At 50.1% G+C, this 9,434-nt stretch carries 20 protein-coding genes and 1 pseudogene; all 21 read right to left on the reverse strand.

All coding sequences use genetic code 11. The features are described from left to right. Nucleotides 1–10: 10 nt before the first annotated feature. Nucleotides 11–364, reverse strand: coding sequence for a 50S ribosomal protein L18 (gene rplR, locus LBW88_RS26085; RefSeq protein WP_008104733.1), 354 nt, complete (start codon nucleotides 362–364; stop codon nucleotides 11–13). Nucleotides 365–373: 9 nt separating this feature from the next. Further along, nucleotides 374–907 carry a 50S ribosomal protein L6 gene (rplF, locus tag LBW88_RS26090; protein WP_100700415.1) on the reverse strand — a complete coding sequence of 178 codons (534 nt, stop codon included), beginning with the start codon at nucleotides 905–907 and terminating at the stop codon, nucleotides 374–376. Nucleotides 908–919: 12 nt separating this feature from the next. Continuing rightward, nucleotides 920–1,312, reverse strand: coding sequence for a 30S ribosomal protein S8 (rpsH, locus tag LBW88_RS26095; protein ID WP_100700416.1), 393 nt, complete (start codon nucleotides 1,310–1,312; stop codon nucleotides 920–922). Between the two features lie 32 nt (nucleotides 1,313–1,344). Then, complete coding sequence (gene rpsN, locus LBW88_RS26100) at nucleotides 1,345–1,650, reverse strand: 30S ribosomal protein S14 (RefSeq protein ID WP_007891666.1); 306 nt, start codon at nucleotides 1,648–1,650, stop codon at nucleotides 1,345–1,347. A gap of 14 nt (nucleotides 1,651–1,664) precedes the next feature. Beyond that, nucleotides 1,665–2,204: a 50S ribosomal protein L5 gene (gene rplE, locus LBW88_RS26105; RefSeq protein WP_013510763.1), complete on the reverse strand. Its 540-nt coding sequence runs from the start codon at nucleotides 2,202–2,204 to the stop codon at nucleotides 1,665–1,667. Nucleotides 2,205–2,218: 14 nt separating this feature from the next. Beyond that, nucleotides 2,219–2,533, reverse strand: coding sequence for a 50S ribosomal protein L24 (gene rplX / locus LBW88_RS26110; RefSeq protein WP_034830741.1), 315 nt, complete (start codon nucleotides 2,531–2,533; stop codon nucleotides 2,219–2,221). 10 nt (nucleotides 2,534–2,543) lie between these two features. After that, nucleotides 2,544–2,915 (reverse strand): 50S ribosomal protein L14, encoded by a 372-nt coding sequence (gene rplN / locus LBW88_RS26115; RefSeq protein ID WP_084938328.1) that lies wholly within the window; start codon nucleotides 2,913–2,915, stop codon nucleotides 2,544–2,546. 169 nt (nucleotides 2,916–3,084) lie between these two features. Continuing rightward, nucleotides 3,085–3,339, reverse strand: a complete 255-nt coding sequence (gene rpsQ / locus LBW88_RS26120; RefSeq protein WP_008104738.1) for a 30S ribosomal protein S17 — start codon at nucleotides 3,337–3,339, stop codon at nucleotides 3,085–3,087. Continuing rightward, nucleotides 3,339–3,527: a 50S ribosomal protein L29 gene (gene rpmC, locus LBW88_RS26125; protein ID WP_034830743.1), complete on the reverse strand. Its 189-nt coding sequence runs from the start codon at nucleotides 3,525–3,527 to the stop codon at nucleotides 3,339–3,341. Before rpmC ends, rpsQ begins: the two co-directional genes overlap by 1 nt. Then, the gene (rplP, locus tag LBW88_RS26130; RefSeq protein ID WP_002438716.1) at nucleotides 3,527–3,937 is read right to left on the reverse strand and encodes a 50S ribosomal protein L16; all 411 of its coding nucleotides are present in this window, start codon (nucleotides 3,935–3,937) and stop codon (nucleotides 3,527–3,529) included. Before rplP ends, rpmC begins: the two co-directional genes overlap by 1 nt. A 12-nt stretch (nucleotides 3,938–3,949) precedes the next feature. Further along, nucleotides 3,950–4,648: a 30S ribosomal protein S3 gene (rpsC, locus tag LBW88_RS26135; protein ID WP_034830744.1), complete on the reverse strand. Its 699-nt coding sequence runs from the start codon at nucleotides 4,646–4,648 to the stop codon at nucleotides 3,950–3,952. A 17-nt stretch (nucleotides 4,649–4,665) separates the two neighbouring features. Beyond that, complete coding sequence (gene rplV / locus LBW88_RS26140) at nucleotides 4,666–4,998, reverse strand: 50S ribosomal protein L22 (protein ID WP_007891659.1); 333 nt, start codon at nucleotides 4,996–4,998, stop codon at nucleotides 4,666–4,668. Nucleotides 4,999–5,011: 13 nt separating this feature from the next. Next, on the reverse strand, nucleotides 5,012–5,290 hold the full coding sequence (rpsS, locus tag LBW88_RS26145; protein WP_001138115.1) for a 30S ribosomal protein S19: 279 nt from the start codon (nucleotides 5,288–5,290) through the stop codon (nucleotides 5,012–5,014). 16 nt (nucleotides 5,291–5,306) lie between these two features. Further along, a complete protein-coding gene (gene rplB / locus LBW88_RS26150) occupies nucleotides 5,307–6,128 on the reverse strand; it encodes a 50S ribosomal protein L2 (protein WP_100700418.1) in 822 nt (273 codons plus the stop codon). 17 nt (nucleotides 6,129–6,145) lie between these two features. After that, nucleotides 6,146–6,448: a 50S ribosomal protein L23 gene (gene rplW, locus LBW88_RS26155; RefSeq protein ID WP_007891652.1), complete on the reverse strand. Its 303-nt coding sequence runs from the start codon at nucleotides 6,446–6,448 to the stop codon at nucleotides 6,146–6,148. Next, on the reverse strand, nucleotides 6,445–7,050 hold the full coding sequence (gene rplD, locus LBW88_RS26160) for a 50S ribosomal protein L4 (protein ID WP_084938334.1): 606 nt from the start codon (nucleotides 7,048–7,050) through the stop codon (nucleotides 6,445–6,447). Before rplD ends, rplW begins: the two co-directional genes overlap by 4 nt. A 10-nt stretch (nucleotides 7,051–7,060) precedes the next feature. Continuing rightward, nucleotides 7,061–7,687: a 50S ribosomal protein L3 gene (gene rplC / locus LBW88_RS26165; protein ID WP_224935573.1), complete on the reverse strand. Its 627-nt coding sequence runs from the start codon at nucleotides 7,685–7,687 to the stop codon at nucleotides 7,061–7,063. Nucleotides 7,688–7,719: 32 nt separating this feature from the next. Continuing rightward, nucleotides 7,720–8,031, reverse strand: a complete 312-nt coding sequence (gene rpsJ / locus LBW88_RS26170; protein ID WP_006120582.1) for a 30S ribosomal protein S10 — start codon at nucleotides 8,029–8,031, stop codon at nucleotides 7,720–7,722. A 321-nt stretch (nucleotides 8,032–8,352) separates the two neighbouring features. Beyond that, nucleotides 8,353–8,835 (reverse strand): bacterioferritin, encoded by a 483-nt coding sequence (gene bfr, locus LBW88_RS26175; protein WP_224935571.1) that lies wholly within the window; start codon nucleotides 8,833–8,835, stop codon nucleotides 8,353–8,355. Nucleotides 8,836–8,939: 104 nt separating this feature from the next. Further along, entirely contained in the window at nucleotides 8,940–9,134 is a 195-nt protein-coding gene (gene bfd, locus LBW88_RS26180; protein WP_224935569.1) for a bacterioferritin-associated ferredoxin, read from the reverse strand. Nucleotides 9,135–9,312: 178 nt separating this feature from the next. Continuing rightward, a pseudogene (locus LBW88_RS26185) lies at nucleotides 9,313–9,434 on the reverse strand (elongation factor Tu); the annotation flags it as partial.

The raw sequence follows: 9,434 nt of genomic DNA on the forward strand, positions 1-9,434 counted from the left end.
GACCTCTACCTTAGAACTGAAGGCCAGCTTCACGGGCAGCATCTGCCAGTGCCTGGACACGACCATGATATTGGAACCCGGAACGGTCGAAAGAAACATTAGTAATGCCTTTCTCGACAGCGCGCTCAGCCAGAGCTTTACCTACGGCTGCAGCAGCGTCTTTGTTACCGGTGTACTTCAGTTGTTCGGCAATAGCTTTTTCTACAGTAGAAGCAGCAACCAGAACTTCGGAACCGTTCGGAGCGATCACCTGTGCGTAAATATGACGCGGGGTACGATGTACCACCAGGCGAGTAGCACCCAGCTCTTTGAGCTTGCGACGTGCACGGGTCGCACGACGGATACGAGCAGATTTCTTATCCATAGTGTTACCTTACTTCTTCTTAGCCTCTTTGGTACGCACGACTTCGTCGGCGTAACGAACACCCTTGCCTTTGTAAGGCTCAGGACGACGGTAGGCGCGCAGATCCGCTGCAACCTGACCAATCAGCTGTTTATCAGCGCCTTTCAGCACGATCTCAGTCTGAGTTGGACATTCAGCAGTGATGCCGGCCGGCAGTGCATGGTCAACAGGGTGAGAGAAGCCCAGGGCCAAGCTCACAGAGTTGCCTTTAACAGCTGCACGATAACCAACACCAACCAGTTGCAGCTTCTTGGTGAAGCCTTCGGTAACACCGATAACCATGCCGTTCAGCAGCGCACGAGCAGTACCTGCTTGTGCCCAACCATCCGAATAACCTTCGCGTGGAGCGAAAGTCAGGGCGTTGTCTGCATGCTTAACTTCTACAGCACTGTTGATAGTACGAGTCAGCTCGCCGTTTTTGCCTTTGATCGAAACTTCCTGACCGTTGAGTTTTACCTCTACGCCCGCAGGAACAACGACAGGTGCTTTTGCAACACGAGACATTTTATCCTCCGATTACGCTACGTAGCAGATAATTTCGCCACCAAGACCAGCCTGGCGTGCTGAACGATCAGTCATGACACCTTTAGAGGTAGAGATTACAGCGATGCCCAGACCAGCCATTACTTTTGGCAGCTCATCTTTTTTCTTATAGATGCGCAGACCTGGACGGCTTACTCGCTGAATGCTCTCTACCACAGCCTTGCCCTGGAAATACTTTAAAGTAACTTCCAGCTCAGACTTGATGTCGCCTTCGATTTTAAAATCTTCAATGTAGCCTTCTTCCTTCAGCACGTTGGCAATTGCCACTTTCAGCTTGGAGGAAGGCATAGAGACCGCAACTTTGTTCGCGGCTTGACCGTTACGGATACGGGTCAGCATATCCGCGATCGGATCTTGCATGCTCATCTGTGTTACTCCCGTGATTCAAATGGTGACAATTACCAGCTAGCCTTTTTCAGACCCGGGATCTCACCGCGCATTGCGGCTTCACGGACCTTGATACGGCTCAACCCAAACTTCCGCAGGAAACCGTGCGGACGACCTGTCTGACGGCAGCGGTTACGCTGACGGGAAGGGCTGGAATCACGCGGCAGACTCTGCAGCTTGAGAACGGCATCCCAACGATCTTCGTCGGATGCGTTCACATCAGAAATGATCGCTTTCAGTTCAACGCGCTTGGCGAAGAACTTGTCTGCTAATTTCACACGCTTAACTTCGCGTGCTTTCATCGATTGCTTAGCCATTAAGTAACCCTACCTTACTTGCGGAACGGGAAGTCAAAGGCAGCCAGCAGTGCACGGCCTTCATCATCAGATTTCGCAGTAGTGGTAATGGTAATATCCAAACCACGAACGCGATCGACTTTGTCATAATCGATTTCTGGGAAGATGATCTGCTCACGAACGCCCATGCTGTAGTTACCACGACCATCGAAAGACTTAGCAGACAAGCCGCGGAAGTCACGAATACGTGGAACAGCAATAGTGATCAGGCGCTCAAAGAACTCCCACATGCGCTCGCCGCGCAGAGTTACTTTACAGCCGATCGGATAGCCCTGACGGATTTTGAAGCCTGCAACTGATTTGCGTGCTTTGGTGATCAACGGCTTTTGACCGGAGATTGCTGCCAGGTCTGCTGCTGCATTATCCAGCAGTTTCTTGTCAGCGATCGCTTCACCAACACCCATGTTCAGGGTGATCTTCTCGACCCGAGGGACTTGCATGACAGAATTGTAGCCGAACTCAGTCATGAGTTTCTGGACTACTTCGTCTTTGTAGTAATCATGCAGTTTCGCCATCGTACTACTCCAAATTACTTGATAGTTTCGCTATTAGACTTGAAGAAACGGACTTTTTTGCCTTCTTCGAATCTAAAGCCTACACGGTCAGCCTTGCCGGTTGCCGCATTGAAGATTGCAACGTTAGAAACCTGAATAGCAGCTTCTTTTTCAACGATGCCGCCTGGTTGATTCAGAGCCGGTACAGGCTTCTGATGTTTCTTAACCAGGTTGATACCTTCAACGATGACTTTACCAGAAGTCAGGACGTTCTTTACTTTACCGCGTTTACCTTTGTCTTTACCGGTAATCACGATAACTTCGTCGTTACGACGGATTTTCGCTGCCATTGCTCGCTCCTTAGAGTACTTCTGGTGCCAGAGAGATAATTTTCATGAACTTTTCAGTACGAAGTTCACGAGTTACCGGCCCAAAAATACGCGTACCGATAGGTTGCTCGCTGTTATTGTTTAAAATAACGCATGCATTACCATCGAAGCGAATGACAGAACCGTCCGGGCGACGAACACCCTTCCTGGTGCGCACCACTACCGCCTTCAGGACATCACCTTTCTTAACTTTACCACGTGGAATTGCTTCCTTGATGGTAACTTTAATGATGTCGCCGACGCCTGCGTAGCGACGGTGCGAGCCACCCAGAACCTTGATACACATTACGCGACGTGCACCGGAGTTGTCGGCGACGGTCAGCATAGTCTGTTCTTGGATCATTTTAGTGCTCCGCTAATGTCAACTACTACTTCGGGACCCAAACCTCAGGTCGTTAAAAAGCCCCATAATTGAGGGCGCGGCATTATAACACCGGTTCTCGCAGATGGGTAGAAAAAATGAACGGCTCAGACGAGCCGTTCATTTTATTTTTTAGAGGAAACGGATTCTATTACAGAACCGCTTTCTCTACAACGCGAACCAACGCCCAAGACTTAGTCTTAGACAGTGGACGGGTTTCGCGGATTTCTACCACGTCACCAATTCCACATTCGTTGTTCTCGTCATGGATGTGCAGCTTAGTCGTACGCTTGATGAACTTACCGTAGATCGGGTGTTTCACGACACGTTCGATAGCAACAACTGCAGACTTCTGCATTTTGTCACTAATTACACGACCCTGCAGAGTACGGATTTTATCGGTCATTACGCCGCCTTCTCAGTCAGTAAAGTCTTAACACGTGCAACATTACGGCGCACTTGCTTCAGCAGATGGGTCTGCTGCAGTTGGCCGGATGCTGCCTGCATGCGCAGGTTAAATTGCTCACGCAGCAGGTTAAGAAGCTCAGCGTTCAGCTCTTCAACGCTTTTTTCACGCAGCTCATTTGCTTTCATTACATCACCGTCTTAGTAACAAAGGTGGTTTTGATAGGCAGTTTTGCTGCTGCCAGCTTGAACGCTTCGCGGGCAAGCTCTTCCGGAACACCGTCCATTTCATACAGGACTTTGCCCGGTTGGATCAGGGCAACCCAATACTCTACGTTACCCTTACCTTTACCCATACGCACTTCAAGCGGCTTCTCGGTGATCGGTTTGTCCGGGAATACACGGATCCAGATCTTACCTTGACGCTTAACTGCACGGGTCATAGCACGACGTGCTGCTTCGATCTGACGAGCAGTCAGACGACCACGGCCAACAGCTTTCAGACCGAAAGTACCGAAGCTGACATCCGTACCTTGCGCCAGACCACGGTTGCGGCCTTTGTGCACTTTACGGAATTTCGTACGCTTTGGTTGTAACATCAGCGACTCTCCTTACTTACGGCCTTTACGCTGCTGCTTTTTAGGTTGAGCAGCCGGTTCCGGTTGTTCAACAGCAGCCATACCACCCAGGATCTCACCTTTGAAGATCCATACCTTAACGCCGATTACACCATAAGTGGTGTGCGCTTCAGAGGTGTTGTAGTCAATGTCTGCACGCAGAGTGTGCAGTGGCACGCGACCTTCACGGTACCATTCGGTACGTGCGATCTCGGCTCCGCCCAAACGGCCGCTGACTTCAACTTTAATACCCTTAGCGCCCAGACGCATTGCGTTCTGAACAGCACGCTTCATAGCACGACGGAACATCACACGACGCTCCAGCTGTGAAGTGATGCTATCAGCAACCAATTTAGCGTCCAGTTCCGGTTTACGGACTTCGGCGATATTGATCTGTGCAGGAACGCCAGCGATTTTCGCTACGACCGTGCGCAGTTTTTCTACGTCTTCACCTTTCTTACCGATAACGATACCCGGGCGAGCGGTGTGAATGGTCACACGGATGCTCTTAGCCGGACGCTCGATAACGATACGAGATACAGACGCTTTAGCCAGTTCCTTGGTCAGGAACTGACGTACTTTAAAATCGCTGTCCAGGTTGTCAGCGAATTCTTTGGTGTTCGCAAACCAGGTAGAGTTCCATGGTTTTACAATACCCAGGCGAATACCATTAGGATGTACTTTCTGACCCATTGCTAGTCTCCAGAGTCTCAGCGATCGGACACAACCACAGTAATGTGGCTGGTGCGCTTCAGGATGCGATCTGCACGACCTTTCGCACGCGGCATAATGCGCTTCATGCTTGGGCCTTCGTCTACGAAGATTTTCGCGACTTTCAGATCGTCGATATCAGCGCCATCGTTGTGTTCGGCGTTCGCAATGGCAGATTCCAGTACTTTCTTAACCAACACTGCAGCTTTCTTGTTGGTATAAGTCAGAATATCCAGAGCCTGCGACACTTTCTTACCGCGAATCAGGTCAGCAACAAGGCGGACCTTCTGAGCAGAAGAACGAGCATGGCGATGTTGAGCAATAGTTTCCATCTCTTCCTCCTACTTATTTCTTCTTGGCTTTCTTATCTGCAGCATGGCCGCGATAAGTACGTGTCGGTGCAAATTCACCCAGTTTGTGGCCGACCATTTCGTCGGAAACAAAGACAGGAACGTGCTGACGACCATTATGGACAGCGATGGTCAAACCGATCATGTTAGGGAAGATCGTTGAACGACGGGACCAAGTGCGCAGGGGCTTCTTGTCACCGCTTTCCACCGCTTTCTCTACCTTCTTCAGCAAGTGCAGGTCAATAAAAGGACCTTTCTTGAGAGAACGTGGCATGGCTTATCCTCTAAAATTATTTGCTACGGCGACGTACGATAAATTTATCAGTACGCTTGTTGCTACGGGTCTTCTTACCTTTGGTCTGAACGCCCCACGGAGTTACCGGGTGCTTACCAAAGTTACGACCTTCACCACCACCGTGCGGGTGATCGACTGGGTTCATCGCAGTACCGCGAACGGTAGGACGAACACCACGCCAACGGGTTGCACCAGCTTTACCCAGAACGCGCAGCATGTGCTCAGCGTTACCGACTTCGCCCAGGGTTGCGCGGCAGTCGATTTCGACTTTACGCATTTCGCCTGAACGCAGACGCAGGGTTACGTAGGAACCATCACGCGCAACGATCTGCACGTAAGTACCAGCTGAGCGAGCAATCTGACCGCCTTTGCCTGGTTTCATTTCTACGTTATGAACGGTAGAACCCACCGGGATGTTACGCATTGGCAGGGTGTTACCTGCTTTAATCGCAGCATCAACGCCAGATTGAACCTGATCACCAGCTTTCAGGCCTTTAGGGGCCAGGATGTAACGGCGCTCGCCATCTTTGTACAGAACCAGTGCGATGTTCGCAGAACGGTTCGGATCGTACTCAAGACGCTCAACAATTGCCGGGATACCATCTTTGTTGCGTTTGAAGTCAACAATACGGTAAGCCTGCTTGTGACCACCACCGATATGACGGGTAGTGATACGACCATTGTTGTTACGACCACCGGATTTGCTGTTTTTTTCTACCAGCGGAGCAAAAGGTTTGCCCTTGTGCAGCTCTGGGTTCACCACTTTAACTACGTGACGACGACCCGGAGATGTCGGTTTACATTTAACAACTGCCATTGTCTTTCTCCTCCGACTTACTCAGCGCCGCCGACGAAGTCCAGATTCTGGCCTTCCTTCAGGGTGACGTAAGCTTTTTTCCAGTCGCTACGACGACCGATACGCTGTCCGTGACGCTTAACTTTACCCTTAACAACCAGGGTGTTTACGTCTTTAACTTCAACTTCGAACAGTTTCTCAACAGCAGCAACGATCTCTGCTTTGGTCGCGTCTTTAGCAACTTTGAGAACGATGGTATTAGTTTTTTCCATCGCAGTAGATGCTTTTTCAGATACGTGCGGTGCACGCACTACTTTCAGCAGACGTTCTTCACGGATCATGCCAGCATCTCCTCAACTTGCTTAACTGCTTCCGCAGTCATAACGACTTTGTCGAAGGCGATCAGGCTAACTGGGTCGATACCTGCTGCATCACGCACGTCAACCTTGTACAGGTTACGCGCAGCCAGGAACAGATTCTCATCCAGTTCACCGGTGATGATCAGCACATCTTCCAGCGCCATGTCTTTCAGTTTCTGTGCCAGCAGCTTAGTTTTAGGCGCTTCTACAGAGAACGTCTCGACAACGATCAGACGGTCCTGACGTACCAGCTCGGACAGGATGCTTTTCAGCGCGCCGCGGTACATCTTTTTGTTAACTTTTTGACTGTGGTCCTGTGGACGCGCAGCGAAGGTTACACCACCTGAACGCCAGATTGGGCTCTTTACAGAACCTGCACGCGCACGGCCGGTACCTTTCTGGCGCCAAGGCTTTTTGCCTGAACCAGTTACTTCAGCACGCGTCTTCTGCGCACGAGTACCCTGACGAGCACCAGCGGCATAAGCAACAACAACCTGGTGAACCAGCGCTTCGTTGAAATCACGACCGAAGGTAGTTTCGGAAACAGTCAGCGCGCTCTGCGCGTCTTTCAGTACTAATTCCATTGCTATCCCCTTACGCCTTCACAGCTGGTTTAACAATCAGGTCGCAGCCGGTTGCACCCGGGACCGCACCTTTGACCAGCAGCAGGTTGCGCTCAGCGTCAACACGTACTACTTCCAGGCTCTGAACGGTTACGCGCTCATTACCCAGCTGACCAGCCATTTTCTTGCCTTTGAACACTTTGCCCGGAGTCTGGTTCTGACCGATAGAACCCGGAACGCGGTGAGACAAGGAGTTACCGTGTGTAGCGTCCTGGGTACGGAAGTTCCAGCGCTTAACGGTACCTGCGAAACCTTTACCTTTAGAGGTACCGGTAACGTCTACTTTTTTAACTTCAGCGAAAATTTCAACACTGATGCTCTGGCCTACTGAGTACTCTTCACCTTCGGTGCGGAATTCCCACAGACCACGGCCAGCTTCAACGCCAGCTTTAGCAAAATGACCTGCTTCCGGCTTAGTCACACGGTTTGCTTTTTTAGCACCGGTGGTCACCTGGATAGCTTGGTAACCGTCGTTTTCCAGGCCTTTGACCTGAGTAACGCGGTTTGCTTCAACTTCGATTACGGTTACTGGGATTGAAACGCCATCTTCAGTGAAGACGCGAGTCATGCCCACTTTTTTACCGACTAAACCAATCATTGTATCAACCTCTCAATCGCTCGATGACCTGATTAACCCAGGCTGATCTGCACGTCAACACCGGCAGCCAGATCCAGACGCATCAGTGCATCAACGGTTTTTTCAGTTGGCTCAACGATGTCTACCAGACGCTTGTGAGTACGGATCTCGTACTGATCACGCGCGTCTTTGTTAACGTGCGGAGAGATCAGAACGGTGAAACGCTCTTTGCGAGTTGGCAGCGGGATCGGACCACGTACCTGCGCACCAGTGCGCTTGGCAGTCTCAACGATTTCCGCGGTTGATTGATCGATCAGGCGATGATCAAACGCTTTAAGACGGATACGGATTCTTTGGTTCGACATGAGACCAAGGCTCCAAACATTTTATAAACGAAAAGAATTACTACCCACACCCATTACGATTGATGGAGGAGTGTAATCGTTCAGCATATAACTCCCCAATCGGGAGTATTGTTAGGCGATACATAGCTTGCTATCACCTGCGATTCTGCTCGAATCGCGCTATACCAATATCGGCAAGCCCGCGCATTATACGTAAATCAGTTCAGGAAGCAACCCATGATGCGTTTTTAACCACATCAATTGTGCTCTGAAGACTAAAAAGCCTGCCTTGGTCGCAATTTTACCAGGCAGGCTCAGTGACATTGCCCATTCGGCGCGAAGTTAACCCGCGCTCTCTTCTTTTAATTGTGCCTGCAGATAGTTTTGCAGACCGAGTTTTTGTACCAGGTCGAGTTCGGTTTCCAGCCAGTCAATGTGATGTTCTTCTTCACTGAGAATTTGAATCATCATGTCACGGCTGACGTAGTCATGTACTTTATCGGCATACGCAATGGCTTCGCGTAAATCCTTCGCCCCTTCCAGCTCCAGTGTCAGATCAGACTGCAACATTTCTGGCACATCTTCACCGATACGCAGTCGCCCTAAATCCTGCAGGTTAGGAATGCCCTCGAGAAACAGGATGCGTTCAATGTATTTGTCAGCATGCTTCATTTCATCGATTGACTCGTGATATTCGACATCGTTGAGACGAATTAAGCCCCAATTCTTGAACATGCGCGCATGAAGGAAATACTGATTAATCGCAACCAGTTCATTCCCCAGCAGTTTGTTGAGATGCGTTATGATTTTACCGTCGCCCTTCATTTTGCTTCCTCCGCTTCCAGGTAAATAGATCGTAGATGCGGATAAAAAGAAGTCAAAAAAACTGGACAGTTTTTGTGGGTATTACATCTAAAGCGTGGTGGCTGTTAGGCTATCTCTTTGTACAGCGGCACCTTCTTCAGCTCATCATCCATAATTTCACGCGCGACGCGGATACACTTACCGCACTGTTTTCCGATAGGAACCAGTTGTCGCAAATGCTGAATCGATTTGGGCTGATAGCGACGCACAACTTCGCGGAGGGTTTTGTCACTCACGGCATTACACAGACAGACGTACATTTACTGCGGACTCCAGTACAATTTCTGATCAAAGTGTAAATGAGAATGGTTTTTATTTCAAACGTAGCTTTTGTGTGGGTTTACATTGAAAGGGCAAATTGCAGACAAAAAAAAGAGCACCGAAGTGCTCTCTTTCGTGCTGCGGTGACCGCCTTAGCGGCCACCGACATTAACGCAATTAAGCGATAACTTCAGCAACAACGCCCGCACCAACAGTACGGCCGCCTTCACGGATTGCGAAACGCAGACCCTGATCCATCGCGATTGGGTGGATCAGCTCAACGGTCATTTTCACGTTGT

Source organism: Pantoea sp. alder81 (genome assembly GCF_020179835.1).
Lineage (GTDB): Bacteria > Pseudomonadota > Gammaproteobacteria > Enterobacterales > Enterobacteriaceae > Pantoea.

Bases quoted from the DNA above. Each gene is read 5' to 3' on its own strand.
- rplR (WP_008104733.1), bottom strand. From the start codon at position 364: ATGGATAAGAAATCTGCTCGTATCCGTCGTGCGACCCGTGCACGTCGC.
- rplF (WP_100700415.1), bottom strand. From the start codon at position 907: ATGTCTCGTGTTGCAAAAGCACCTGTCGTTGTTCCTGCGGGCGTAGAG.
- rpsH (WP_100700416.1), bottom strand. From the start codon at position 1,312: ATGAGCATGCAAGATCCGATCGCGGATATGCTGACCCGTATCCGTAAC.
- rpsN (WP_007891666.1), bottom strand. From the start codon at position 1,650: ATGGCTAAGCAATCGATGAAAGCACGCGAAGTTAAGCGTGTGAAATTA.
- rplE (WP_013510763.1), bottom strand. From the start codon at position 2,204: ATGGCGAAACTGCATGATTACTACAAAGACGAAGTAGTCCAGAAACTC.
- rplX (WP_034830741.1), bottom strand. From the start codon at position 2,533: ATGGCAGCGAAAATCCGTCGTAACGACGAAGTTATCGTGATTACCGGT.
- rplN (WP_084938328.1), bottom strand. From the start codon at position 2,915: ATGATCCAAGAACAGACTATGCTGACCGTCGCCGACAACTCCGGTGCA.
- rpsQ (WP_008104738.1), bottom strand. From the start codon at position 3,339: ATGACCGATAAAATCCGTACTCTGCAGGGTCGTGTAATTAGTGACAAA.
- rpmC (WP_034830743.1), bottom strand. From the start codon at position 3,527: ATGAAAGCAAATGAGCTGCGTGAAAAAAGCGTTGAAGAGCTGAACGCT.
- rplP (WP_002438716.1), bottom strand. From the start codon at position 3,937: ATGTTACAACCAAAGCGTACGAAATTCCGTAAAGTGCACAAAGGCCGC.
- rpsC (WP_034830744.1), bottom strand. From the start codon at position 4,648: ATGGGTCAGAAAGTACATCCTAATGGTATTCGCCTGGGTATTGTAAAA.
- rplV (WP_007891659.1), bottom strand. From the start codon at position 4,998: ATGGAAACTATTGCTCAACATCGCCATGCTCGTTCTTCTGCTCAGAAG.
- rpsS (WP_001138115.1), bottom strand. From the start codon at position 5,290: ATGCCACGTTCTCTCAAGAAAGGTCCTTTTATTGACCTGCACTTGCTG.
- rplB (WP_100700418.1), bottom strand. From the start codon at position 6,128: ATGGCAGTTGTTAAATGTAAACCGACATCTCCGGGTCGTCGTCACGTA.
- rplW (WP_007891652.1), bottom strand. From the start codon at position 6,448: ATGATCCGTGAAGAACGTCTGCTGAAAGTAGTGCGTGCACCGCACGTA.
- rplD (WP_084938334.1), bottom strand. From the start codon at position 7,050: ATGGAATTAGTACTGAAAGACGCGCAGAGCGCGCTGACTGTTTCCGAA.
- rplC (WP_224935573.1), bottom strand. From the start codon at position 7,687: ATGATTGGTTTAGTCGGTAAAAAAGTGGGCATGACTCGCGTCTTCACT.
- rpsJ (WP_006120582.1), bottom strand. From the start codon at position 8,031: ATGTCGAACCAAAGAATCCGTATCCGTCTTAAAGCGTTTGATCATCGC.
- bfr (WP_224935571.1), bottom strand. From the start codon at position 8,835: ATGAAGGGCGACGGTAAAATCATAACGCATCTCAACAAACTGCTGGGG.
- bfd (WP_224935569.1), bottom strand. From the start codon at position 9,134: ATGTACGTCTGTCTGTGTAATGCCGTGAGTGACAAAACCCTCCGCGAA.